Here is a 25852-nt window from a genome sequence, read left to right as displayed (position 1 = left end):
ATCTGTGCTAAAATAGGGGAGTTGATTTTACAAGAAAAAGGATAAGATAAATGACCAATCATATTGTATTATTTGAACCGGTTATGCCTGCTAACACGGGTAATATTGCCCGAACAGCCGCTGGTACAAACGCCGTTCTACATTTAATCGAGCCACTTGGTTTTGATATTTCGGATAAGGCCGTGAAGCGTGCTGGTTTGGATTATTGGGACCACGTCCAGTTAGTGACGCATCCATCGTTACCGGATTTTTTGGAAACACTTGGTGACAACGACTCCCTCTACTTGGTGTCGAAGTTTGCTAACCAGGATTATACGGACCCTGACTACCGTGAACAGGAGGGTAAAGGGGACAATTACTTCCTATTCGGTAAGGAAACAACGGGTTTGCCTGAAGTCTTTATGCGTCAAAATCCAGAAAAGGCCATCCGGATTCCGCAAAACGATCAAAACATCCGCTCCTTAAACTTGTCGAATACTGTTGCTATCGTGATTTTTGAGGCTTTGCGACAACAAGACTTTGCTGAGCTCGATAAGATTCACACCTATGAACAGGATAAGTTGAAGTAAGCTACAAGTTGTCGTGCAAAGCAAGTAATGGCAAAAAAATAAAAAAATAATCAGAAAAGTCTTGCCTTGGTCAGAATTCCTTGCTATACTAACATAGTTGTTTGATAGAAATGTTGAACAACAACTGACCATGGCCCGTTGGTCAAGTGGCTAAGACGCTGCCCTTTCACGGCGGAATCGAGAGTTCGATTCTCTCACGGGCTACTAAAAAGGTTTCACATCATTTGTTGATGTGAAGCCTTTTTTGTTTGTAATCTACTTATCTTGCTTATTGAGAGAGGGTAGAGCCTTCTTTTGGCATGTGCTAAGATAGGTAACGTAATAATTTTGACTTTGCGGGTGTCTGAACCTGCGTTTAAGAGGAGTTTGTGATGGCGAAGCAGGCTAAAAAAAGAGGGCAAAAAAATAAGAAAAAGAATCAAAAAATGACCCGTTCTGGTGCAGCCAGTCAGGTCATTGCTTTAGTGACGATTCTGATTCTATCCGTTTTTGCCATTTTCCAGATTGGTTTGTTTGGCGTTTATTTAGCTGACTTTGTCCGGTTCTTCATTGGTAATCTTTATCAAGTGACGTTGGCGGTGGTTATGCTGTATGCTGGCTATTACTTGGTGATGGACAAAGTCTTACCTGTTCCAGGTCGCGTTTATGCTGGTGGTGGCATGCTTTATTTAGCTGCTTTGTTACTGTCGGCCTTGCTTTTTAATACCGGCGCGGATTTGCCCGATGGTAGTCCGCTGTCGCAGGTGACGCGAATCATTGGACAGGAATTGACGAACCAGACTGCTCACACCCCTGTTGGATCGGGAATCATCGGGGCCGCCTTTTACCAGCTTACCAGCACCTTTCTGTCAAACGTTGGGACCATCATCATTATCGTTGTTCTCCTCGTTGCTGGGTTGATTGTGACTTTTAAATTGCCCGCTCGTGATATGGCTCAAAAGTCAGTTCAAAAGGCGCAAGAAAAGGCCGTTGAAATTCGGGAAAAGCAGGAAGCTCGTCGTGATCAGCGGGCGCTGTTGACCAAAAAAGAGCGACAGGATCTAACTGATTTTGGCGATGATCCTTTTGGTGGAGCGAAGACGGAACCAAAATCCATGGTAGAAGATCCTTTTGCGCCGGTTGTGGAGGATGAACCGAAAACGACCGAGCCGGAAGAAACAAAATTGGAAGAGCCGCAAATTAATTGGCAGCAACCAGACGTGGGTAACGAAGAGCCAGTCGTGGATGGAACGCACGGGATTGAGCACGTGCTGCCGAATGTGAATGCTTCCAAACCCTCTAATGAAACAAGTGACCAGAAAACGGCTAGTGGTTTTGATAGCGAACAAGCAAACCTATCCGATGACGATTACCAGTTGCCATCGACTTCTCTGTTGACAAAAACAAAGGCAACGGACCAAACGAAGGAAGCGAAGAGCTTGAACGCTAAATCTCGCTTGGTTCACGATACATTAAAGTCATTCGGGGTGGAGGCCACGGTTTCCTCCGTTTCATTGGGACCAACTGTGACCCAATATGAATTGAAGCCGGGGCAGGGGGTTAAAGTAAACCGAATTGCGAATTTGGCTGATGATTTAGCACTTGCTCTAGCTGCGAAATCCATTCGAATTGAAGCACCAATTCCTGGAAAACCCTATGTTGGAATTGAAGTGCCAAACGATACGCAGGCTGTCGTTGGCTTTCGAGATATGATTGAGCAATCAAACACCTTAAATGAGGGGCTACTAACCGTGCCCCTCGGTCGTGACGTGTCAGGCAAGATTGTCTCCGTTGACCTTGCCGCGATGCCTCACTTATTGATTGCCGGTTCGACGGGTTCTGGTAAGTCGGTTGGATTAAACGGCATCATTGTTTCGCTTTTGTTAAAGGCCAAGCCATCGGAAGTGAAGCTCATGATGGTTGATCCGAAGGTGGTGGAGCTTTCCATTTATAACGGCATCCCTCACTTGCTGACGCCAGTTGTGTCAGACCCTAAAAAAGCTGCTAAATCTCTGAATAAATTGGTCGAGGAGATGGAAAACCGCTATGACTTGCTCGCTCAGTTTGGCAAGCGTAACGTTGGTGAATACAACGCGGCGGTTGAAGAAAACAATGCCCATGCTAAGGAAACGGGAAACGCCTTGATGACCAAATTACCTTACATTGTGGCCGTAGTTGATGAGTTTGCTGATTTGATGGCAACGGTGGGTTCTGAAATTGAAGTTTCCATTGCCCGTCTTGGAGCGAAGGCCCGTGCTGCCGGGATTCACATGATTTTGGCTACCCAGCGTCCGGATGTGAAAGTCATTAACGGAACAATCAAGTCCAATATACCGGGTCGAATTGCCTTTCGGACGGCCTCCGGTATTGACTCTCGAACGATTTTGGACACGAACGGTGCTGAAAAATTGCTCGGTCGGGGTGACATGATTTTTGCACCACCTGGAAAGGCGCATAAGCGTTTGCAGGGGGCTTTCATATCTAACGCTGACGTGACGGCAGTTGTCGACTTTGTTAAGGACGAACAAACGGTCGCTTATGATGATAAGATGACGGTGACGGATGAAGAAATTGCGCAAGACGAAGCAGGCGTTGCTGGTAATTCAGATGATGAGCTCTTTGACGAAGCGTTGGAGTTTGTCATCGACCAACAAAAGGCCTCGACTTCGCTTCTGCAACGACGTTTCCGGATTGGTTATAATCGAGCTGCTCGATTGATTGATGACCTTGAAAATGCTGGTTACATCGGACCAGCAGACGGGGCAAGGCCACGACAAGTCAACGTGGCGAAAAAAACTGAATAGTGATATAAAAGCCTCCTTGCTGTATAGCAAGGAGGTTTTTTAGTATTACTGATTTGAAAAAATTGGGCGTAATTGCTTTTTGAACTGCTCGTTAGGGTCGTTCACAAAGTTGGCATAGGCGGCCCAGTAAGCGTCTTCAATGAGCAGTGGCTTGGCGATTTCGTCTGGAACCTGGTTGCTTGGAATGCGACCGTTGGCATCACGTGGCCCTTTGTAGGACTTAGTAAAGTCCTCAAATCGCTTTTCTAAAACAATGGCTTCCGGACCAAACCAGTTATGGGGTTCAGCCGTGAGAAAGGATTCATCAAACTGGTAGGGTGTCCAGATTGGTTGATTGACTGCGACCCGTAGGGGGTGAACAAGTTTTTGCAGTTGAACATGACCAAGGGCAATATCGGCTACGGCTGCCGCCATTGCTGAAGGTAGACCCTCGTCATGGTTTTCTTCGGCGACTAATAGAAAGCTGCCTTGGATAGTTTGATCAACGCTGACGTCTTGACCAACGAGTACTTTGATTAATTCATTTGCTGGAATATTAATTGCTTGCATTTTTGTCTCCTAATCCTGAATATGAATAAATTCAAATTTCTCAACATCGAAGAGACCTTGATCGGTTATTTTTAGACTCGGTATGACAGGGAGTGCCATGAATGAGAGCGTCAAGAAGGGATCAAAAGCCAAATCCGAAATTTTTGAAAAGGCAGTATTTAAAAGATTTTGTTCTGAGATGAGCTCTTCATAGGATTTGTCCGACATTAAGCCACCAATTGCCAGAGGCAGAATGGTGACGAGGCCGTTGTCAACGACCACTTGTCCGCCTCCAACCTTCTTCAGTGTCTGAACAGCGAGCGCCATGTCTTGGTCGTTTTGGCCGGCTACAATGACGTTATGGGAGTCGTGGGCAATTGTTGAGGCAATGGCGCCTTGTTTTAGGTGCAGCCCTTTGATGATACCAACGCCATGACCTAAGTCGTGGTAACGCTCGACTACTGCGATTTTGGCAAATTCTTCGTTTGGTGCAAACTGGCCGTTTTCATCAACTGGCACTTGTTCGATGCTGTGTTTTGTGGTGATGTGGTGCGGTTCAATTTCAATGACGTGGGCGGGCTTGTTAGCATCTAATGGTAATGATAAATCACCTTCGCTAAAGCTAAGGTTAATTTGTTGCCCAGGGAGCCAAAGGACCTCTTCTTTTTTGTCCTCAAAGAACTGACCACTCACCATGGTTTTGACGACTGAAACCTGTTCGGGATTATCTAGAATCAGTAGATCGGCGACAAAACCGGGCGCAATGGCCCCAACGTTTTGGAGATGGTGTGCCTTGGCTGCATTCAACGAAGCCATTGTATAGGCTAACTCTGGCTGCAAGCCTTCTTGGATGGCTAAGGCAACGTTAAAGTTAATGGACCCTTCCTCTTGAATGTCTTTTGCGGACTTGTCATCTGTTGCGAAGGAGAAGTGGTTTTGGTTGGCTGCATTGACGGCGGGTAAGAGTGCGCTTTCATCCCGTTCCACGGTACCTTCTCGAATGAAGATGTTCATTCCAGCAGAAATACGGTCTAGCGCTTCTTCAACCGAGGTTGCTTCGTGATCGGTATCAATGCCATAGGCGCGGTAAACGGCTAATTCAGCAGGACCAAGACCAGCCCCGTGACCGTCGACGTGTTTCCCAGCCTTTTGCGCATCACTGATTTTTTGGAGCATGTCTTCGTCATGATTTGCAACCGCAGGATAATCCATCACCTCAGCCAAACCAGCCACTTCCTGGTGTTGGTAGAAGGGTTTTAATGCTTCGGCATCCAAAGTCGCACCGGCGTGTTCGAAGTTTGTAGCAGGTACTGATGACGGTAGCATATAGTGAATATGCAACGGGGTTTTCTTTGCTGAATCGAGCATGTATTGGATGCCTGAAACACCAGCAACGGAAGCAATTTCATGGGGATCGGCGAAAATGCGCGTGACGCCTTGCTTTAATGAAAGTCGACCAAATTCGGATGGTGTTAATAGTGATGATTCAATATGGAGATGGGCATCGATGAGACCCGGTACTAGGTAGCGTCCTGAACAGTCAATCTTATCTTTTGCAACGTATTGTTCTGAGGGACCGACGAAAACCACGCGGTCCTCTTTAATCCAAATGGTCTTCTCTTCGAACTCCTGAGTAAAAACGTTTAAAACGTATCCGGAATGTAGACAATAATCGACAGGGATTGACATGAAATGCTCCTTTTTAATCGGTAAATTTTATTTATTTTAGCATATTTTGCCTTCATTATTCGGTTTTTATTTCATTTTTATGCCTTTTGGCTGTTTTGGCTACCATGGGGTGTTGATGTCTATACCAATCAGCAAATTTTCCTTTTACTTCCCGTGTGACCTTGATAGAATAAGGGCTGTAATAAATTTAAATTAATTAAACCAATTGATATGAAAGTGAGATTCAAACCATGTGTGGAATTGTTGGTGTTACTGGGGTCGGGGATGCACTACCTTACCTCTTGCAAGGATTACAGAAGTTAGAGTACCGTGGCTATGATTCAGCCGGCGTCTACTTGGCTAATCCTTCTGGGCAGGATGCCTTGATCAAAGAAAAGGGCCGGGTGTCCAAGCTAGCTGAAAAAGCCATTGCTGAAACCAAAGGCTTTCAGGCAACGGCGGGAATTGCGCATACTCGTTGGGCCACGCACGGTAACGTGACGGTTGAAAATGCGCACCCTCAAAAATCTGAGGATAACCGTTTCTTCTTGGTTCACAACGGTGTCATTGAAAACTATAAAGAATTGACGGAAACTTATTTGCAGGGTGTTCACTTGGTATCCGAAACGGATACCGAAGTGGCTGTTCAATTAGTAGATAAGTTTTCAAAGGACGGATTGACCACGGCTGAAGCTTTCCGGAAGATGATTTCATTGCTAGATGGTAATTCCGCTTACGGCTTTCTTCTTGTGGATCAACAAGATCCTGAGACTTTATACGTGGCTAAAAAGAAGTCACCATTGCTGGTTGGTATTTCGGATCACGGGAACGCCGTGACGTCGGATGCGGCTGCAATGGTTGATTTGACGAAGGAATTTATTGAGTTGCGGGATGGAGACATGGCCCTTGTTCGTCCCGATTCAGTGACAATTTATGATGTCTCTGGCAAGCAAGTTGAGCGAAAGCCATTTATCCTAGAGATTGATCCTGAAGATACTGACAAGGGTGCTTATCCTTACTACATGCTGAAGGAAATCGACGAACAAGCTGTGGTTGCTCGTAAGATTGCTGGTCACTACTTTGATGAAGACGGCAATTTACAGGGGATTCCTTGCGCCGTGACGGACACGATTCAAGAGGCTGACCGTCTTTATATTGTGGCAGCTGGAACTTCTTACCATGCCGGTTTGATTGGTAAGCGCTATTTCGAACAGTGGGCGAAAATTCCAACGGAAGTGCACATTGCCTCTGAATTTGCTTACGACCAACCAATGTTGTCTGAAAAGCCATTTTTCATCTTCCTATCGCAGTCTGGCGAAACGGCCGACTCACGTGAGGTATTGGATAACGTTAAGAAGCAAGGGTATCCAGCCTTGACTTTGGCCAACGTGATGAATTCTACTTTGACCCGCGAAGCTGACTTTGCGCTGCCAGTCTTAGCTGGCCCTGAAATCGCCGTGGCTTCAACGAAGGCTTATACGGCTCAAGTGTTAGTTCAAGCCATTTTGGCGGCAGCACTTGGTAATCCCGGCTTTGATCTGAAGGCCGAACTTGCTAAAGTTGCCGTTGAAATCCAAGCGATTACGGATGAAAAGGAAAGCTTCAAAAAGATTGCTGAAAGCGCATTGAAGGATCAGCAATCGGCCTTCTACATCGGTCGTGGCTTGGACGCCGCTGTTGCGCTAGAAGCCGCTTTGAAGTTGAAGGAAATTTCCTATGTTCAAACGGAAGGGTTTGCCGCTGGGGAGTTGAAGCACGGAACCATTTCTTTGATTGAAGAGGGAACGCCAGTCTTTGCTTTGCTGACGCAAAAGAAGACGGCTGGTTTGCTTCGTGGTGAAGTTGCACAGGTTGCTGCACGTGGTGCCAACACCGTTGTCTTTGCATCCGAGAGCTTGGCACAGGATGGGGATGCCTTTGTTTTGCCAGAAGTAAACGAACTTTTGATGCCTATTCTGGCCGTTATTCCAGCCCAACTAGTTGCATACTATGCTACGTTGGACCGTGGTTCGGACGTTGATCGTCCTCGTAACCTAGCAAAGTCTGTGACGGTGCAATAAGCTTGTTGTAGAGGACTTTTTATTCTTAATAGGTTCAGCATAAAAGCCGGTGAAAATTCACCGGTTTTTTTGTTTGTCTTCTTTAATTCTGGTAAACTAATGAAGAGTATTTTTTCATGTATAGGAGTGACTTTTATGTCGATCTTTTCTGGACTTTTTACACCAAAAAAATCCGAACAAAATGGCCAGCCATCTTACTTGGATGCTAGTGAATATAAAGTCCCAAAGCACCTGGCCATCATTATGGACGGAAACGGCCGCTGGGCGAAGAAACGCCATCTGCCTCGTGTTGCTGGACACAAGGAAGGGATGGAAACGGTTAAACGAGTCACAAAATTGGCCAATCAAGCCGGCGTGAAAGTGTTAACCGTTTATGCCTTTTCGACAGAGAACTGGTCTCGTCCAGAAGACGAAGTGAAGTTTTTAATGAAGTTACCAGTGACTTTTTTCGATACCTTTGTGCCTGAATTGCTTGAACAAAATGTTCGGGTGGAGACAATCGGGGATATTGACCATTTGCCTGCTGCTACAAGGCAGGCCGTGCTCGATGCAAAGGCGGATACCGCGAAAAACGATGGCCTGATTTTGAACTTTGCCTTGAACTATGGTGGTCAACAAGAAATCGTTGACGCAGCGAAGAAACTTGGTCAGCGGATGCTTGATGGCGAGCTAGCCATCGAACAAATTGATGCGGATACCCTGGCTTCTGAATTAACAACGGCCTTTCTTGGCGACTTAGCCAATCCCGACTTAATCATCCGCACGTCTGGTGAAGAACGTCTTTCGAACTTCTTGCCTTTCCAGGCGGCCTATTCAGAGTTCTATTTTACCGATGTTTTGTGGCCTGATTTTGCTGAAGGTGATTTCAAAGCCGCACTGGCAGCGTATACGAAGCGTGATCGTCGTTTTGGTAAAGTAAAAGCTTAAATTTTGAAAGTGAGAATTTGCAATGCAAACGCGCATTATTACGGCCATTGTGGCCCTCTTGGTTTTTGTTCCCTTGGTAATTATCGGACACATTCCCTTGCTACTGCTCACCATTGCGCTGGGTTGGGTCGCAATGGGGGAAATGCTCCGAATGACAAAGACACTTTTGGTATCTTTTGAGGCAATTCTTTCGTTGACCGGGGTCGTTGCGTTGATTTTGCCACAGCATTTTTGGTTGTGGGTTTCGGATAACTGGCCAATGACGGTTGCTTCGGATACCGTCGTTTACGCCATTGCCTTTTTGTTTTTGTTACGGACAGTTCTTTCCAAAAAGTCCTTTAACATTAACGATGCTGGCGTGCTTTTCCTTTCGATGGTCTATATTGGAACTGGTTTCCATTACTTTTACCTCGCGGATCAGCGTGGGCTTGCCGTGCTTTTCTTCGGAATGTTAACGGTATGGATAACGGATTCCTTTGCCTATTTCTGTGGAAAAGCATTTGGAAAGCACAAGTTAGCCCCCAACATCTCACCTAATAAGACTTGGGAAGGTTCTGTTGGTGGATCGCTCATTGCGATTGTTGTGATGTCAACGATTTATGGTTTGACTGGTTGGTTGCACCGACCAATTCTTGAAATTATTTTGGCTGTTGCTCTTCTATCACTAGGGGGTCAGTTAGGGGATTTGATCGAGTCTTCCTTCAAACGGCACTTTGGCGTGAAGGATTCGGGCAAAATTTTACCCGGACACGGTGGTATTCTTGATCGATTCGATTCGATGTTGGTTGTGATGCCGTTACTGTCAATTCTTGGCTTTCTTCATTAAGCCATCGCCAGTTTTTGTAAAGGAGGGGAAAGCACCATGTCGTTGACTGCCATACTAGCTTTTATTGTCGTTTTTGCTTTGCTTGTTTCCTTTCACGAATTTGGTCATTTTATTGTGGCCAAGAAAACGGGCGTGCTCGTTCGAGAATTTGCCATTGGAATGGGACCCAAGCTATTCTCTTGGTATCGAAACAGCACGTCTTATACCATTCGGTTACTACCGGTGGGTGGTTATGTTCGAATGGCTTCGGAAGAAGACCACGCCAAATTAGTGGCCGGTCAACAGGTTTACCTCGAACAGGATCCTGATGGTCTAGTGGTAAACATCGATTGTCAGGCTGACCGGGAGGAAGCGGGTTTTCTGTTTCAAATCGATCAAGCAGACTTGGTTGATGGTTTGGTGTTGACCGGCTACCGGAATGGCAGCAATGTGATGGAAACGTTGTTTGTTGCCCCAACCGCGCTAATAATTGATGACTCCGGTCAAGAAACACGGATTGCGCCACGGGCAAGTTGGATTGAGTCGGCATCAGCCTTGAAACGCCTGGCCATTAACCTTGCTGGGCCAGTGATGAATTTTGTGCTTGCTTTGCTGGCCGCCATGGTTTTGGCCTTTTCCCTAGGTCAGGTTTCAACAAATACGCCGGTGTTGGGCCAAGTAGTGGCTCACCAACCGGCGGCTGAAGCTGGTTTAAAAGCAAACGATCGAATCCTTTCGGTTGATGGCCATTCGGTAAAGACCTTTACCGACTTTGCCAGTCGAGTAAACAAAGCTGGTCAAAGTGCGCTGTTCATTTCTTACCAGCGATCCGGCGTCACCAAGTCGGTAAAGGTAACCCCAGAAGCAGTTGCTGTTTCTGGTCAAAAGACCTATCGAATTGGGGTTGTGGCGAAGGGAGAAACTGGTTTTACTAACCGTCTTCAGTATGGGTTGACCATGACTGGCTCCTGGTTTACCCAAGTAGGTTGTGGCATTCTTGATTTATTCACATCCACTTTCTCACTCAATAAATTAGGCGGTCCAGTCATGTTAGCCAAAGCAACGTCAACGGCTAGCAATCAAGGATTCTTGACTGTACTGGCCTTACTCGGTTTCTTGTCAGTAAACCTCGGTCTGATTAACCTGCTACCGATTCCACCATTGGATGGCGGTAAAGTCTTCTTAGACTTATATGAAACGATTTTCCGTCATCCGTTCCCTAAAGCACTTGCCAATGGGATCATGATGGTTGGGACAGTCGCCTTACTCATTTTAATGGTTTTGGTCACTGCTAAGGATTTGCTGCAATTTTAACTAGAAGGGGAGGCTTCCCCGTACATAACTAAGTCATAGGAAAGAAGGAAATTATGAAACAAACACAGCTCTTTATGCCAACTCTGCGAGAAGTGCCAGCGGATGCCGAGGTCAAGTCGCATCAGTTATTACTAAAAGCAGGGTACATCCGTCCCGTATCTGCTGGGGCTTTTGCCTACTTACCATTGGCTAAGCGTGTCTTGAACAAAGTCGAAAGCATTGTTCGAGAAGAAATGGCTGCCGTGAACGCCAATGAAATGCTGGTTCCCGAAATTTTACCTGCTGAACTCTGGCAGCGTTCAGGTCGTTATGCGACATATGGCCAAGATTTGTACAAGTTTAAGAATCGTCAGGATCGCGACTTTATCCTGGGACCAACGCACGAAGAAACGTTTACGGAATTGATTGGGAACGACATCAAATCCTATAAGAAATTGCCATTATTGGTTTACCAAATTCAATCGAAGTTCCGTGACGAAGGACGACCACGTTTTGGTTTGTTGCGAACACGTGAATTTATTATGAAGGATGCGTATTCCTTTACAAGTGACTACGAAGGCCTTGATCGCATCTTTAACCAAATGGAAGCCGCTTACCGTCGGATTTTTGATCGCGTCGGCTTGGACTACCGTGTGATTGTTGGGGATGCAGGTGCCATGGGTGGTTCCGACTCGAAGGAGTTTTCTGCTCCGGCAGCAGCTGGTGAGGATACCATCGTCTATTCAGAGGGTTCGGATTATGCGGCTAACTTGGAGATGGCACAAGACTTTTATGAACGAGTGGACCGTTCTGCTGAACCAAAGCAAGAACTGAAAAAGATTGATACACCAAACGCGAAGACAATTGACGAACTGTCGCAATTGCTTAACCAACCTGCCGACGAACTGGTCAAGACCATTATCATTCAGGGACCGGAAGGTGAGTTAGCGGCCGTTGTGACGACCGGTGATTTCGAAGTGAACTTGGTCAAGGTGCAAAACTTCTTGGGCTTGCCTGAAGTTGAACTGGCTGACGAAGCAATGGTAAAAGAAAAGCTCGGAGCCTCTTTCGGCTCACTTGGACCAATCGGCCTGCCAGATGATGTTCGACTTTTGGTTGATGAACGAGCGGCCGATTTGGTTAACTTCGCAGCGGGGGCTAATGAAGACGGCAAACACTACATCAACATTAACTGGGATCGTGATGTCGCACTTACGCCTGAACAAGTGGGCGATTTCCGCACGGCTAAAGAAGGTGAACTGGCTGTTGATGGAAAGGGTAAATTAGCCTTTACAAAGGGAATTGAGATTGGTCATATCTTTAAGCTAGGAACCAAGTATTCAGAATCATTGGGTGCCAAAGTCCTTGATCAGAACGGTCGCTCCGTTGATATTATCATGGGAAGTTACGGCATTGGGATTTCTCGTCTTTTGGCTGCTGTTTCGGAACAGAAGGCCGACGATAAGGGCTTGGTCTGGCCAGCATCAATTGCACCATATGATGTTCACATCGTGCCAATTAACTTGAAGGATGATGACCAGGCGGCGTTGGCTGCTGATTTGGACAAGCAGGTCCAAGCAGCTGGATACGATGATTTGATTGATGACCGTAAGGAGCGCGCGGGTGTCAAGTTTGCGGATGCTGACTTGATTGGTTTGCCAGTTCGCATTACGGTTGGTAAAAAAGCCAGCGAAGGAATCGTCGAAGTTAATCTCCGTGAAAGTGGCGAAAGCTTTGAAATGCCAGCGGCAGACGTGGTTGAACGCCTTGGTGAATGGCTACAAAAGTAATCTTTAAAAGTCGGCGCTTCGTCGGCTTTTTGACTTTTAATCGAGGAAGGTATCATGGCGCTTAGTCAAAGAGAACAATTAGAAAAATTGATGGAACAGGCTCAATTACCTGATAACCTGAAGGCGGTTTTAAACGATGCTTCCTTGTCATCAGTGGTGGTTGATCCGGTAGCCAAGACATGGCGCTTTATCCTAGAAACGGACCGTGTACTGACTTTTGCGGCTTATCTGGCTTTTTATCAGGGATTGGCCGCTAACTTCAAACAGGTTAAGGCGGTCTACTTAAACGTCGAGCCAAGGGAAGCTGGCTCTACTGAGGAAGAAGTGCAGGCCTACTTCCACTTTGCCTTAACACAGGGGAGCCTGTCATACGCGTTGGTTCAGCAGTTAGCCTCAGCTTCGCGAATTGAATTAAAAGATCAGCAGCACGTCGTCATTGCAACGGCCGCACCGACTTTGGCAGGAGCGTTAACAGAGCAAACACTGGCTGATTTATCGAAGAGTTATGCTGATTTTGGCATGTCTGGGTTGCAGTTTTCGGTCGTTGTTGATGAAGATCAACAACAAAAGCTCCAGGAACATTTTGATTCACACCAACAACAGGTTCGCCAAAATATTAACCAAGCCATCGAACGGGCTGAAAAGGCGACGCCTAAAAAAACGGCTGACGGGGTTCCACTTCGTTTGGGAAGAGCAATCAACCCTGATGCCGAAGTTACTCGCCTGGCTGAAATTGACGGGGAAGAAGCAAATGTGCTCATTGAGGGCTATGTGTTTGCTGATGAAGTTCGGGTGCTCCGTTCAAAACGGCAATTGTTAAATTTGAAGATTACCGATTATTCCTCTTCAATTTCGGCCAAAAAGTTCTCAAACAATGAACAGGATGAAGCAGTTTTTGAACAAATTAAAGCTGGTTGCTGGGTTAAGGTTCGTGGGAAAGTCCAAGAAGATACTTATGCACGTGAGCTTGTATTGAATATTTATGACTTACAAGTCGTTGACCATCAGGACCGTCAGGATAGTTATCAGGGTGACGAAAAACGGATCGAACTCCACACCCATACCAACATGACGGGAATGGATGCAGTGACTGACTTTGGTCAAGTGGCCAAGTTGGCGAGGTCCTGGGGACAGGAATCCTTGGCAGTGATGGACAACGGGAACGTCCAAGGTTATCCACAGGCGATTGCAGCTGGTAAGAAAAATGATTTGAAGATCATTTATGGGATGGAAGCGAATGTTGTTGAAGATGGGGATCCCATTGCGTACAACACAAACGATCAGGTCTTAGAAGATTCGTCATTGACCTACGTGGCTTTCGATTTGGAAACAACGGGACTTTCGGCTGTTTCCGATCGAATTATCGAACTTTCGGCCGTGAAAATGCAAATGGGTAACGTGATTGATAAGTTTTCAGAGTATATTAATCCTGGGTTCCCATTATCTGAATTTACGACCAATCTGACTTCAATTACTGATGCGATGGTGGCCAATGCCAAGCCAGAGCAAACAGTCATTGATCGTTTCCGGGAGTGGATTCAGGGATCGGTATTGATTGGGCACAATGTGACTTTTGATGTCGATTTTATGAACGCTACCTATGCCAGGTATCAAGAGGGGCCAATCAAAGAACCAGTTATTGATACCTTGCCCTTCACTCGTTGGTTATATCCCGATTATAAATCCTACCGTTTGGGGACTTTAGCCAAGAAGTTTGGAATTGAGTTGGAACAGGCTCACCGAGCCATCTATGATGCCGAAACAACTGGTCATTTAGGTTGGAAGCTGATTAAAGAGGCTAAAAAGACTCACGACGTAACGAACTTGAATGAGTTGAATGACCACATGCTGGATGGTGGCGCTTGGCGGCATGGCCGTCCATTCCACGCCTCGTTGTTGGTACAGAACCAAGTTGGGCTGAAGAATCTTTATCGTTTGGTTTCGGAATCAAACGTCTCTTACTTTAATAAAGTCCCAAGAATTCCTCGCTCCGTTTTGGAAAAGTTTCGAGAAGGGCTCATCGTTGGTTCAGGAGACACCGCAGGTGACCTAATCGTGACATTGATTGAAAAGGGTTATGAACCTGCTAAAAAGAAGGCGGCTTTCTATGACTACCTTGAGATTCAGCCCTTGCCAAATTATCAGCCTATGCTGGATAGTGGATTGATTGCAGGACCGAATAAGCTGAAGAAGATTTTGGCCGACATGGTTAAAATTGGTGACGAATTAGGGAAACCCGTGGTAGTAACTGGGGATGTGAAGTACACGAATCCAGAAGATCATATTTACCGTGATATTTTGATTGGTTCTCAACCAGGTAATCCACTGAACCGACAAAAGCTGCCAGAGGTTCACTTCCGAACGACCGCTGACTTGTTAGAGGAATTTGACTTTTTGGGCGAGGAAAAAGCAAAAGCCGTTGTCATTGACAATACCCATGTAGTGGCTGATGAGTTGGATGACATTCAACCTCTGAAAGAAGGTTCCTATCCGCCACAGATTCCAGAAGCCGGGGATGAGCTACGTGAAAAGACGTTGGCGGCGGCCAAGGAAATGTATGGTAATCCGATACCAGAGCCCATTCAGGAACGAATTGACAAAGAGCTGAAGGCCATTATTGGACACGGATTTGCGCCACACTACATGATTTCGCAACGATTGGTGGCGAAGTCCAATAAGGACGGCTACTTGGTTGGTTCCCGTGGATCGGTTGGTTCTTCCTTCGTGGCCACGATGTCTGGGATTACCGAGGTTAATCCATTGCCACCGCACTACCGCTCTGCGCACGGTGACTATTTTGAATTGGCAGATCCTAAGAAGTATGGATCCGGCTATGATTTGCCAGATAAAGAGGATCCGAACCATCCAGGTGAGCTACTAATCGGAGACGGTCACAACATTCCCTTTGAAACCTTCATGGGCTTCACGGGAAACAAGGTGCCCGATATCGATTTGAATTTCTCGGGTGATTACCAACCGATTGCTCACGATTACATGAAAGTCATGTTCGGGGTTAAAAAAGTCTTTCGTGCTGGAACCATTGCTACGGTTGCCGAAAAAACCGCTTTTGGTTACGTCAAGGCCTATGAGCGTGATCATGAAAAACAGTACCGTAATGCGGAGGAAGAGCGCTTAGCACAAGGTGTGACTGGCGTTAAGCGAACAACGGGACAGCACCCTGGGGGAATTCTGATTGTTCCTGCCGATTACGATATTTATGACTTTACGCCAGTTCAGTACCCAGCTGATGACCAGAACGCACTTTGGCAAACGACCCACATGGATTACCATTCGATTCACGATAACCTCTTGAAAATGGATATTCTGGGTCATGATGATCCAACGATGGTTCGTACGTTAAAGGATTTATCTGGTATTGATCCAACGACAATCCCGGCAAATGATCCCGGTGTTCTGGCGCTTTTCACATCAACCGAACCACTAGGGGTTACACCGGATCAAATATATTCCAACACCGGAACGCTCGGTCTGCCAGAGTTTGGAACCGGCTTTGTCCGAAACATGTTGGAAGATACGCAGCCCCATACTTATTCGGAGCTGCTACAGATTTCTGGTCTTTCCCACGGTACGGACGTGTGGCTGGGCAACGCCCATGACTTGGTTGAAAACGGTACGGCGACGATTGCCACGGTGATTGGAACCCGTGATAAAATCATGACGGATTTGATTAACTGGGGCTTGCCTGCCGATGCTGCCTTTAACATCATGGAAAAGGTTCGTAAGGGAAAGGGCATTACGGATGAATACCAGAAGTTAATGCGTGATCATCAAGTGCCAGAATGGTATATTGAGTCCTGTCTCAAAATCAAATACATGTTCCCCCGTGCCCACGCGGCGGCCTACGTCTTAATGGCTTTGCGAATTGCCTACTTTAAGGTCTACTTCCCAGCCATTTACTACGCAACCTACTTCACGGTTCGTGCAAACGCCTTTGATGTGGTTGCCATGGCCCGTGGAAAGGAAGCGGTTAAGGCAGCGATTGCCAAAATCAAAGACCTGGGCAACGAAGCAACGAAGGGCGACCAGGACCTACAGACCGTGCTCGAAATGGCGAATGAGGCACTTGAACGTGGTATTTCCTTTAAGATGGTTGACCTCAATCGTTCAGAAGCAACCGAATGGGTGATTGACGGCAATGAACTCATTCCACCGTTTTCCGTTATTCCGGGCTTGGGGGATAACGTGGCGAACCAAATTGTTGCCTCGCGTGCTGAAAAGCCATTTATTTCAAAGGAAGATTTGAAGAAACGGGGAAAAGTCTCGCAAACCATCATTGATTTCTTGACGCTGCACTCGGTCATTTCAGATTTGCCAGATGAAAACCAATTGTCACTCTTTGACTTTTAAACGGTTAAAGAAACTTGCTGTTTTAGCGTGACCGCTTCATTGGAGCGATTGTCGACCAGCAAGCCAAACTAAAAACTAAAAAGGAGTGGGCGAAAGCCCTCGTAAAATGGAAAATTTTTTCAAATTAAAAGAGAATCAAACGACGGTTAAAAAGGAAGTGATTGCCGGCCTAACGACTTTTGTTTCAATGGCTTACATTTTCTTTTTAAACCCGCAGATTTTATCTCAGGCAGGAATGTCTCAGTTAGCCGTTTTCATTGCCGCCATTATTGTGGCTGTCTTTGGGACGCTTCTGATGGGACTTTATGCCAACGTACCCTTTGCTTTAGCACCCGGTATCGGAATGCAGGCCTATTTCACTTACACCATCGTCTTTGGCTTTGGCTTTAAGTGGCAGCAAGCCCTGGCCATCGTTTTCATGGTCGGCCTCTTAGACATCGTGATTACTTTGACCCATGGTCGTCAGGCTATCGTGAAAGCCATTCCGGAAGAATTGAAGGCCGCCATTGGTGGTGGTTTGGGTGTTTTTGTGACCTATATTGGTCTGAAGAACGCCGGTTTTATTAATTTCGTCGTTTCTGGATCGTCAATCATGACGGTCAATGATAAGCCTTATTCTGGTGGTGCTGTCAAAGGCGCTCTCGATTCGATTCTGGCTTCCGGTTCCGTTACCCCTGAATTAACCCGCTTTACACAGGCATCTGCCTTGTTGGCCTTGATTGGCCTCTTAATTTTGACCTTCTTGGTGATTAAAAAGGTGCCGGCTTCATTCTTGATTACTCTGATTTTAACGACTTTGATTGGAATCCCAATGGGGGTGACGAGTACCCACTTGTCAGCCGCAACGTCATTACCAAACGCCTTTGCTGACTTTACGAATGCCTTTGGGGCCGCCTTTGGTTCAAACGGGATGGGTTCTCTCTGGTCATCTTGGTCAAAGGCTTCGCTTGCCATCGTGACGGTCTTTGCCATGGGCTTGACTGGTTTGTTTGATGCCATCGGGACTTTGATTGGAATCGGGAACCAAACGGGCATCTTCTCAAAGAAGGACCAAGAAGCCTTCGTTGCCGATAATTCCTTCAACTCAAAGATGGACAAGGCCTTGGTTGTTGATACCTTTACGACGACTTTGGCAGGGGCTGTTGGAACGTCAAACACGACAACCTTGATTGAGTCCGCAACCGGTGTTGCCTCAGGTGGACGAACTGGCTTGACCAACGTTGTGACGTCAATTGGGTTCTTGGCCATGCTTGTTTTGTCACCATTGGTCTCCATCGTGCCGACGGCTGCGACGGCGCCAATCTTGATTATGGTCGGAATCATGATGATGGGTGAATTCAAGAAAATTGATTGGTCTGATTTGGCGGTTGCCATTCCGGCCTTCTTCACTTCAATTTTCATGGGCTTCTCCTTCTCCATTTCCTATGGAATCGCTGCTGGTTTCATTTTCTACATTCTTGTGAAAGTTGCCCAAGGTAAGTGGAAGGAACTGTCACCCATTCTGTTGATTATCACAGGGTTCTTCTTGGCAAACTTTGTATTGTTGGCCTTTATTTAACTCAGTATTTCCTTAAGAGGAGTGTCATCGTTTGATGACACTCTTTTTTGTCAAAAGGTTCCAAGCAAATTCACCTAGTCTAGTCCAATTTTTGCTATAATAGAGGTATGAAAAAAGGTACAGTAAAAATTTGGCAAAAAGACCGTGGTTACGGTTATATCACTCCGGATGAAAAAGGCGATGACGTTTACGTTCATTTCAACGGAATTGCAGGAGAAGGCTTTAAGTCCTTACATCCTGGTGAACGGGTGCAGTACGTGCTCGTGCAGGGAAAGGATAGCTTTCAAGCTGCTCAAGTTTCGCCAATTCAAGAGGAGGCGTAAGCATGGTGGAGAAAGAAACTTGCGTTTCAAACGACATCAAATACGAGGGGCCAATCTTTAAGATTGATTCCCGCTGGGTTAAGTTGTTTGATGGTAGTTTGGCCCAGCGTGACGTGGTTACACGTGGTCCGGCTGTTGGTATTCTCCCTCTCATTGACGAGGACCACGCGGTGTTTGTAAAGCAGTGGCGTGAACCGGTTCAGGACTTTGTTTTAGAAATCCCAGCTGGCAAAGTTGATGCGCGTGATCATGGTGACATTAAAACCGCTTGCCGGGAAGCTGCCATTCGCGAATTAAACGAAGAGATTCGCATTCATCCTGGAAAATTGGAAGCGTTTGCCGATGGGTTTGAGGCGGTTGGCTTCACCGATTCGAAGATTGCCCTCTATGTGGCAACGGAATTGACGCACCTCGATGGCGCCAATCAGCTTCCACGTGATGAAGGAGAATATTTAGATGTTGTGACCATTTCTTATGATGAAATGACGTCTTTATATGAAGCTGGTCAACTAAATGATTTGAAGACAATCACTGCCTATTTCCATTGGACAATTCGGAGATTAAAGAATGGTCAATAGTTTTTTCTCTCGTAGTAAAGAGAGTCGTGAACAAAAAAATCGAGCACGTCAACGTCGACAAGTTGAACGTGAATATGCCAAGGCACATGAGGATGAAATTACCGTTGTTGAGCCAGCAAATCGAGCAGAAATGCGATTGACGCACAAGGGCAAGTTTGAACTTGGCTCAGACGGTCAGCTCACCCAAAAAGGAAAGATGGACCGACTTTCGTGGCGATATAACCGCGGCATGATTTTTGTTGGGGTTGTAACCGTTTTGATGTACGTTCTTTTCTTTGTTTTGCCATAGGAGGCTGTTATGAAAATTGGAATTATTACGCCGATGGCCGAAGAAAAGAAGGCCCTGACTGCGGCCTTAAAGGATGCGGAAACCGTTGCCTTTTCTGATTTGGAAGTTTTAATTGGCCAATACAATGGCCAGGATGTTTTTTTGGCTGAATCAGGTATCGGTAAAGTGGCCGCAGCCACTGCGACAACCATTCTGACTCAGGTTTTCGATGTCGACCTCGTGATTAATACTGGATCAGCTGGTGCTCTCCAAGAGGGACTTTCGATTGGTGATTTGGTGATTGGTAGTGAGTTGGCTTATTTTGATGCCGATGTGACGGCTTTTGGCTATGATTATGGTCAACTCCCAGCTCAACCTGCTCGTTTTCAAGCTGATTCTTCCCTCGTTTCGGCATTCGAAAAATTAACTGATGTCAAAAAAGGACTGATTGTTACTGGGGACACGTTTGTTCAACAGTCGATGAAGGAAAAGATTTTACAAAACTTTACGGACGCTCAATTAGCTGAAATGGAAGGAGCGGCGGTTGCCCAAGTGGCAACACGCTTTAAAAAGCCATTTATTGTCTTACGTGGGGTGTCGGATCAGGCAGACGGTGAATCGAACATCGACTTCGATGAGTACGTTGTGCAGGCCGGCCAAAAGTCAGCTGAACTCTTATTAGCTTATCTTGATACAATAAATGAATAAGTATACTTATTGGAAAGGGAATTGATTCATGATTGCAGTCTTTAATCCCGCCGCGACGGGTGATGTGTTGATGTTGACTTTTGCACCATCAACTGGACATCAAGAAGTGGACACAAAGGGAAACGTAACGGTGGTAAAAAACCCTGAAAACGGGGATGTCGTTGCCATTAATCTCGCTAATTTAGCTCAGGAATTGGGCTTGTCGACCAATAAGGCCGGTCAAGTATTTTTGACGGAAAAACAGGTTGACTTAATCAATCAAGAATTGGCAAAGGTTGGCATCGATTTCAAAATTAACACTGATCCTTCAAAGTTGGTGATTGGCGTTGTTGAAGAGATGACAGAACATCCTGATTCCGACCATTTACATGTTACCAAAGTGGATGTTGGGGAAAATGATCGCTTACAGATTGTTTCCGGTTCACCAAACATGGCAACCGGCATTAAGGTGGTGGTTGCTCAACCAGGAGCAATGATGCCTTCCGGTGAAATTATCTGGCCTGGTGCGTTGCGCGGTGTTCCATCTGCCGGTATGATTGTTTCCGGTCGTGAACTACAGTTGGCAGGGGCTCCTGATAAACCAGGTGCTTTGGTCCTACCGGATGATTTTGGTTCAATTGGCGAGGTATTCGACTTTGATCAGGCGAAAGACCTCTATAAAGACGGTCGGATTGATACGAATTATTAAAAAGAGAGACTATGTCAAAGAAATATTATTTCATCGGAATTAAAGGCACGGGTATGGGGCCATTGGCTCAGATTTTACACGACCAAGGAAATGAGGTTGTGGGTTCTGATATTAGTCAGTTCACTTATACGCAGGCCCCCCTTGAAAAGGCCGGAATCACGATTTTACCTTTTGATGCAAAAAACATTGAGAAGTATCGGGACTACACTTTCGTTCGAGGCAACGCTTTCGAAGATGATCAGGTTGAAGTGAAAGCGGCACTTGATGCTGGTGTCAAAATGATAACCTTCCCTGAGGCCGTGGCGGAACAAATTGCGCAGGCAACGACAATTGCGGTTGCCGGTGCACACGGAAAAACATCGACAACAGGTATGCTGGCCCACGTTATGAAGAATGTGGCACGGACTTCATATCTAATTGGGGATGGTACGGGACACGGTGTTGAAAACTCCGAATTCTTTGTTCTGGAAGCCGATGAGTATCGTCGTCACTTCAAGCCATACCACCCTGACTATGCAATTTTGACGAACATCGATTTCGATCATCCTGATTACTACAAGAATTTAGAGGATGTCTTTTCTGCATTTGAAGACTTTGCGAAGGGCGTTAAGAAGGGGATTGTTGCCTGGGGTGACGACCCATCATTGCAGAAACTTTCAGTGGACGTGCCACTCTATTACTACGGTGATGTTTCAGGTCGTGATGACTTCTTAATCCAAGACGTTGATAAGGAGACGAACGGCTCCACTTTTTCCGTTTCCTTCCGTGGTCAGGATTTGGGACGTTTCTTTATTCCCATCTTTGGACAACACAATATCTTTAACGCGACGGCTGTTATTGCGGTTGCTTACTTAGAAGGACTCGATTTGGATGGTGTTCGTGAACATTTGAAGACGTACCCAGGAGTGAAGCGTCGGTTCTCAGAAAGAAAAGTCGGGGCGGCCACTATCATTGATGACTATGCCCATCATCCAACTGAGATTAAGGCAACACTTGACGCTGCCCGACAGGAACATCCCGATAAAGAAATCGTGGCGGTTTTCCAGCCACATACCTTTACCCGAGTGATTGCCTATAAGGATGAGTTCGCTAAGGCTCTTTCAAAGGCTGATACGGTTTATCTAACCCCAATTTTTGGCTCCGCCCGTGAAGCCAGTGGGACCGTTTCAGCTGAAGATATTGCGAAGGAAATTCCAGGTGGGGCAACGATTATCTCAGAAGATAACTTATCACCACTGTTGGCACATGATGACGCCGTCTTTGTCTTTATGGGGGCAGGGGATATCGAAAAGTATGAATTTGCTTTTGAAAAACTACTCGGGCAGATTCAACCGGACCGTTCATAATTTTTAATGTTAAATTAACGTGTCTAGGTTATAATATTTAAAATTGATTTTAAGTATTTATAGGAGGTATGAAATGAATAACTTTGATTTCAACACACGTCGCGATGTGACGGGTGCTGATAATGGGATGAAGCTTTTCTTTCAACGAGTATACGGCTTTATGGCAATTGCATTAGCGGTTACCGCCGTTTCTGGCTTTGTGGTTCAGAACTTCTTCTTGCCACAGGTTGTGTCGCTTTTTGCTGGTTCATGGATTGGGACTATCGCCGTTGTAGCCGTTGAATTGGTTTTGGTTGCGATGATTCGTGGGGCTTCGTTGCGAAATAATCCTTCAAAAGCCTTTGGTTTGTTAATGGCCTTTGCGGTTGCGCAGGGATTGACACTTGGCATTTTGCTGGCCTACTATACGCAGGCATCTGTTTTAGCAGCCTTTGGTTCGACGGCCGCTCTGTTTGCCGGAATGGCAGCCTACGGTTTCTTTACTAAGAAGTCCTTAGCTGGCATGGGTCCCATCTTGTTTGGATTGTTGATTGGATTGGTTGTTGCATCCATCATCAACATCTTTATGGGTTCAACCGGTTTCCAGATGCTGGTGTCGTTTGCTTCTGTGATTATCTTTGCCTTGTACACGGCATACGATAACAACATGTTGCGTCAGAATTACGAACAAATGGCTGGACAGGGAGCAGGTGATGCTCAATTGACTGGAATGGCTGTTATTGGTGCCTTGATGCTCTATCTGGACTTCATTAACATCTTCTATTCATTGCTGCAGCTTTTTGGCAACCAAAGAGATTAAGTTGAATACAAAAGACGCTCGCTTCGGCGAGCTTTTTTTATGCTAAACTACAAGAAGATGAAACAAGGGGAGCAAAATGAGTAAAAAAATTCTACTAATTGACGGTAATTCGTTGGCTTTTCGTGCCTTTTATGCGATGTACCAGCAGCTCGACCGAATGGTAACACCGGAGGGCCTGCATACAAACGCCCTCGTTGCCTTCAATAACTTCTTGGAGTCGATTGTTTTGCCCATGCAACCCGATATGGGGTTAGTGGCTTGGGATGCTCGATCAGGTCGAGAGACTTTTCGTGGGGACTTGTATGCTGATTACAAAGCCGGTCGCGATAAGGCTCCGGCCGAGTTTAAGGAACAGTTTCCGTACCTCCGTGAGATGGTGGAGGTCCACGGTCTCCACAACTATGAACAAGTTGGTCTAGAGGCTGATGACATCATTGGAACGCTTTCGCGGATTGGGCAGGCAGCCGGGGATCAAGTCATTATCATTACTGGTGATCAGGATTTGACTCAGTTAGTGACGGATGATGTGACGGTTAAGCTAACCAAGAAAGGGGTTAGCCAAGTCGAGGTTTACACGCCTGATTTTATTATGAACGAGTTTGGAATTACACCCGAACAAATCATTGATAAAAAAGCATTAACTGGGGATACATCGGATAACTACCCGGGGGTAACCAAGGTCGGTGAAAAAACTGCGCTGAAGTTATTGAAACAGTACCACGATTTGGATAATCTCTATGCCCATGTTGATGAGATGAAACCTTCCAAAATGAAGGAAAACCTAATTAACGATAAGGAACAGGCCTATCGGGCACAGAAGTTGGCGACCATCATTACGGATGCTAAGTTGTCCATTGGATTAAAAGACATTACTTACAATGGTCCTGAGGAAAAGGGATTGGTTAACCTTTTTGAAAAGTTGCACTTTAAGCAGGCACTAAATAAGTTACGCGCCCACACACTTTTTGACGATGTTGGTCAAATTGCCGAAGAATCCGAAAAAAAACAAGGCGACTTTCAAACAGTCCATCCTTTGTCAAAAGCCGCGCTGGAACGGTTAGTTAAGGAAGATTACCTAGCCTTTCACATTGAAACGTCTGGCGAAAATTATCATCAAGCTGATATGCTCGCTTTTTCTATTGGGAATGACGAAGTTGGCTACTATGGTTCCCGCGACTTTACCTTCTTTGATAATGATTTGTTACGGCAAATTGTTGAAGGGAGTCAAACAAAGTTACGGGTCTTTAATGCGAAGGAACACTGGGTACTTTTGCATCGATTAGGACTGACGTTAGGGGCTGTTGATTTTGATTTCTTGTTGGTAGCCTATTTGTTAGACACGGTTGGTAATGATAATGTTTTGTCAACTTTGGCCGGACGTTTTGGACGTTACTTGGCTTCTGATGAGGAAGTTTATGGTAAGGGAGCTAAATTTACCGTTCCCGAAGAAGAAAAAGTCTTGATTGACCACGTTGGGCACAAAGCCGAAACAATTTTTGGTTTGCGTGACCAAGCCTTTTCAGACTTGGATGAGCACGAGCAGAGTCATCTATATCGCGACATTGAATTACCTCTTTCCTTTGTTTTAGCAAAGATGGAAGCTCAAGGATTTAAGGTGAACGAAGCCCGTTTAGAGAAGATGGGCCAGGAAATGGACGAGCAGATTGCTTCTCTAAAGCAAGAAATTTACCAAATGGCTGGTGAAGAGTTCAACATTAATTCAACGAAACAACTTGGTACGTTACTTTTTGAAAAAATGGGTTTGCCGGTTATTAAGAAAACCAAGACCGGTTATTCGACTGCGGTTGAAGTTCTTGAGAAGTTGGCCCCAGAAGCACCAATTGTTGAACATATTTTGGCTTATCGTCAATTGGCTAAGTTAAAGTCCACCTATGTCGATGGCTTGTTGTCCGTTGTTAATCCAGCAGATCAAAAAGTCCACACGCGTTTCTTGCAGACATTGACGCAGACTGGCCGACTTTCTTCCGTGGATCCAAACCTCCAAAACATCCCCATGCGAACAGAGGCTGGTCGAAAGATTCGTCACGCCTTTGTTCCATCACACGATGGCTGGCAAATTTTTGGGGCTGACTATTCCCAAATTGAGCTCCGTGTACTGGCTTCCATTACCGGTGATCCGGCCATGGAACACGCCTTCGTTGAAGATGAAGACATTCACGCCGAAACGGCACGTAAAGTCTTTGGGCTACCAGAGGATGCGCCAATTGATCCAGATCAGCGACGGACAGCTAAGGCGGTCAACTTTGGAATTGTCTATGGAATTTCGGATTATGGTCTTTCCAAGAATTTGAACATTCCCCGTAAGGAGGCCAAGTCTTTCATTGAAACTTACTTCAGGGAGTTTCCGCGTATTCATCAATGGATGGGACAAATCAAGGAAAGAGCTCACAAGGACGGTTTTGTTGAAACGATTGAGCACCGTCGTCGCTATCTGCCAGACATCAATGCTAAGAATTTCAATACCCGCTCTTTTGCTGAACGAACAGCCATGAATTCGCCCATCCAGGGGTCGGCTGCTGATATTATCAAAATTGCGATGATTAAAGTTAGCCAGGCCATTGAGGCGAAGGGAATGGCGGCTAATATGCTCGTTCAGGTGCATGATGAACTCGTCTTCGAATGCCCTGAAAGCGAACTAGACGAGCTACGTGATACCGTGACAAAAGTCATGGATTCAGCCGTTAAGTTGGCTATCCCGCTGAAGGTGGAATCACATTCAGGACCAACTTGGTACGAAGCAAAGTAAGAGGAGTGAAGGAGTCGGTAACGACT

The 25852-nt window shown here is 45.9% G+C and carries 19 protein-coding genes and 1 tRNA gene; 18 read left to right on the top strand and 2 right to left on the bottom strand.

Annotated elements, in window-relative coordinates; genetic code table 11:
* The first annotated feature begins 50 nt into the window (after positions 1-50).
* From IV71_RS00305 to IV71_RS00295, 3 genes are all read left to right on the top strand, one after another.
* A complete protein-coding gene (locus IV71_RS00305; protein WP_010692034.1) occupies positions 51-569 on the top strand; it encodes a tRNA (cytidine(34)-2'-O)-methyltransferase in 519 nt (172 codons plus the stop codon).
* 132 nt (positions 570-701) lie between these two features.
* Positions 702-773: transfer RNA gene (locus tag IV71_RS00300), tRNA-Glu, on the top strand.
* A 167-nt stretch (positions 774-940) separates the two neighbouring features.
* Positions 941-3352, top strand: coding sequence for an FtsK/SpoIIIE family DNA translocase (locus tag IV71_RS00295; protein ID WP_010692035.1), 2412 nt, complete (start codon positions 941-943; stop codon positions 3350-3352).
* A gap of 45 nt (positions 3353-3397) precedes the next feature.
* Here the strand turns inward: IV71_RS00295 and IV71_RS00290 are convergent, their stop codons facing one another.
* Positions 3398-3901 carry a hypothetical protein gene (locus tag IV71_RS00290; protein WP_010692036.1) on the bottom strand — a complete coding sequence of 168 codons (504 nt, stop codon included), beginning with the start codon at positions 3899-3901 and terminating at the stop codon, positions 3398-3400.
* Between the two features lie 9 nt (positions 3902-3910).
* Positions 3911-5569, bottom strand: coding sequence for an adenine deaminase (gene ade, locus IV71_RS00285; protein ID WP_010692037.1), 1659 nt, complete (start codon positions 5567-5569; stop codon positions 3911-3913).
* Between the two features lie 230 nt (positions 5570-5799).
* Between ade and glmS the strand changes: the two genes are divergently transcribed.
* From glmS to polA, 15 genes are all read left to right on the top strand, one after another.
* Positions 5800-7608, top strand: a complete 1809-nt coding sequence (gene glmS / locus IV71_RS00280) for a glutamine--fructose-6-phosphate transaminase (isomerizing) (protein WP_010692038.1) — start codon at positions 5800-5802, stop codon at positions 7606-7608.
* Between the two features lie 135 nt (positions 7609-7743).
* Positions 7744-8535, top strand: coding sequence for an isoprenyl transferase (locus tag IV71_RS00275; RefSeq protein ID WP_010692039.1), 792 nt, complete (start codon positions 7744-7746; stop codon positions 8533-8535).
* A 22-nt stretch (positions 8536-8557) separates the two neighbouring features.
* Entirely contained in the window at positions 8558-9361 is an 804-nt protein-coding gene (locus tag IV71_RS00270; protein ID WP_010692040.1) for a phosphatidate cytidylyltransferase, read from the top strand.
* A gap of 36 nt (positions 9362-9397) precedes the next feature.
* Positions 9398-10654: a M50 family metallopeptidase gene (locus IV71_RS00265; protein WP_010692041.1), complete on the top strand. Its 1257-nt coding sequence runs from the start codon at positions 9398-9400 to the stop codon at positions 10652-10654.
* Positions 10655-10707: 53 nt separating this feature from the next.
* Positions 10708-12423: a proline--tRNA ligase gene (locus IV71_RS00260; RefSeq protein ID WP_010692042.1), complete on the top strand. Its 1716-nt coding sequence runs from the start codon at positions 10708-10710 to the stop codon at positions 12421-12423.
* Positions 12424-12477: 54 nt separating this feature from the next.
* Complete coding sequence (locus IV71_RS00255) at positions 12478-16791, top strand: PolC-type DNA polymerase III (RefSeq protein ID WP_010692043.1); 4314 nt, start codon at positions 12478-12480, stop codon at positions 16789-16791.
* 106 nt (positions 16792-16897) lie between these two features.
* The gene (locus IV71_RS00250; protein ID WP_010692044.1) at positions 16898-18349 is read left to right on the top strand and encodes an NCS2 family permease; all 1452 of its coding nucleotides are present in this window, start codon (positions 16898-16900) and stop codon (positions 18347-18349) included.
* Positions 18350-18456: 107 nt separating this feature from the next.
* The gene (locus tag IV71_RS00245; RefSeq protein WP_010692045.1) at positions 18457-18672 is read left to right on the top strand and encodes a cold-shock protein; all 216 of its coding nucleotides are present in this window, start codon (positions 18457-18459) and stop codon (positions 18670-18672) included.
* Between the two features lie 2 nt (positions 18673-18674).
* The gene (locus IV71_RS00240; protein WP_010692046.1) at positions 18675-19250 is read left to right on the top strand and encodes an NUDIX hydrolase; all 576 of its coding nucleotides are present in this window, start codon (positions 18675-18677) and stop codon (positions 19248-19250) included.
* The gene (locus tag IV71_RS00235) at positions 19240-19539 is read left to right on the top strand and encodes a membrane protein (protein ID WP_010692047.1); all 300 of its coding nucleotides are present in this window, start codon (positions 19240-19242) and stop codon (positions 19537-19539) included. The genes IV71_RS00240 and IV71_RS00235 overlap by 11 nt, the downstream gene beginning before the upstream one ends.
* A 9-nt stretch (positions 19540-19548) precedes the next feature.
* Positions 19549-20226: a 5'-methylthioadenosine/adenosylhomocysteine nucleosidase gene (locus IV71_RS00230; protein WP_010692048.1), complete on the top strand. Its 678-nt coding sequence runs from the start codon at positions 19549-19551 to the stop codon at positions 20224-20226.
* A 28-nt stretch (positions 20227-20254) separates the two neighbouring features.
* The gene (ytpR, locus tag IV71_RS00225) at positions 20255-20914 is read left to right on the top strand and encodes a YtpR family tRNA-binding protein (protein WP_010692049.1); all 660 of its coding nucleotides are present in this window, start codon (positions 20255-20257) and stop codon (positions 20912-20914) included.
* An 11-nt stretch (positions 20915-20925) separates the two neighbouring features.
* Positions 20926-22260, top strand: a complete 1335-nt coding sequence (gene murC / locus IV71_RS00220) for a UDP-N-acetylmuramate--L-alanine ligase (protein ID WP_010692050.1) — start codon at positions 20926-20928, stop codon at positions 22258-22260.
* Positions 22261-22333: 73 nt separating this feature from the next.
* On the top strand, positions 22334-23059 hold the full coding sequence (locus IV71_RS00215) for a Bax inhibitor-1/YccA family protein (RefSeq protein ID WP_010692051.1): 726 nt from the start codon (positions 22334-22336) through the stop codon (positions 23057-23059).
* A 76-nt stretch (positions 23060-23135) separates the two neighbouring features.
* Positions 23136-25826, top strand: coding sequence for a DNA polymerase I (gene polA / locus IV71_RS00210; RefSeq protein WP_010692052.1), 2691 nt, complete (start codon positions 23136-23138; stop codon positions 25824-25826).
* Positions 25827-25852: the final 26 nt, after the last annotated feature.

The sequence above is a fragment of the Fructobacillus fructosus KCTC 3544 genome (assembly GCF_001438695.1).
In the GTDB taxonomy this organism is placed as follows: Bacteria; Bacillota; Bacilli; order Lactobacillales; family Lactobacillaceae; genus Fructobacillus; species Fructobacillus fructosus.
Note: the sequence above shows the minus strand (reverse complement) of the source record. Positions and strands in the feature narration are given on the sequence as shown.

Coding starts and splice junctions, on each gene's coding strand:
- IV71_RS00240 (WP_010692046.1), top strand. CDS start 18,675: ATGGTGGAGAAAGAAACTTGCGTTTCAAACGACATCAAATACGAGGGG.
- IV71_RS00290 (WP_010692036.1), bottom strand. CDS start 3,901: ATGCAAGCAATTAATATTCCAGCAAATGAATTAATCAAAGTACTCGTT.
- IV71_RS00245 (WP_010692045.1), top strand. CDS start 18,457: ATGAAAAAAGGTACAGTAAAAATTTGGCAAAAAGACCGTGGTTACGGT.
- ytpR (WP_010692049.1), top strand. CDS start 20,255: ATGATTGCAGTCTTTAATCCCGCCGCGACGGGTGATGTGTTGATGTTG.
- IV71_RS00250 (WP_010692044.1), top strand. CDS start 16,898: ATGGAAAATTTTTTCAAATTAAAAGAGAATCAAACGACGGTTAAAAAG.
- polA (WP_010692052.1), top strand. CDS start 23,136: ATGAGTAAAAAAATTCTACTAATTGACGGTAATTCGTTGGCTTTTCGT.
- IV71_RS00295 (WP_010692035.1), top strand. CDS start 941: ATGGCGAAGCAGGCTAAAAAAAGAGGGCAAAAAAATAAGAAAAAGAAT.
- murC (WP_010692050.1), top strand. CDS start 20,926: ATGTCAAAGAAATATTATTTCATCGGAATTAAAGGCACGGGTATGGGG.
- IV71_RS00305 (WP_010692034.1), top strand. CDS start 51: ATGACCAATCATATTGTATTATTTGAACCGGTTATGCCTGCTAACACG.
- IV71_RS00230 (WP_010692048.1), top strand. CDS start 19,549: ATGAAAATTGGAATTATTACGCCGATGGCCGAAGAAAAGAAGGCCCTG.
- IV71_RS00260 (WP_010692042.1), top strand. CDS start 10,708: ATGAAACAAACACAGCTCTTTATGCCAACTCTGCGAGAAGTGCCAGCG.
- IV71_RS00265 (WP_010692041.1), top strand. CDS start 9,398: ATGTCGTTGACTGCCATACTAGCTTTTATTGTCGTTTTTGCTTTGCTT.
- IV71_RS00270 (WP_010692040.1), top strand. CDS start 8,558: ATGCAAACGCGCATTATTACGGCCATTGTGGCCCTCTTGGTTTTTGTT.
- IV71_RS00255 (WP_010692043.1), top strand. CDS start 12,478: ATGGCGCTTAGTCAAAGAGAACAATTAGAAAAATTGATGGAACAGGCT.
- ade (WP_010692037.1), bottom strand. CDS start 5,569: ATGTCAATCCCTGTCGATTATTGTCTACATTCCGGATACGTTTTAAAC.
- IV71_RS00275 (WP_010692039.1), top strand. CDS start 7,744: ATGTCGATCTTTTCTGGACTTTTTACACCAAAAAAATCCGAACAAAAT.
- IV71_RS00235 (WP_010692047.1), top strand. CDS start 19,240: ATGGTCAATAGTTTTTTCTCTCGTAGTAAAGAGAGTCGTGAACAAAAA.
- IV71_RS00215 (WP_010692051.1), top strand. CDS start 22,334: ATGAATAACTTTGATTTCAACACACGTCGCGATGTGACGGGTGCTGAT.
- glmS (WP_010692038.1), top strand. CDS start 5,800: ATGTGTGGAATTGTTGGTGTTACTGGGGTCGGGGATGCACTACCTTAC.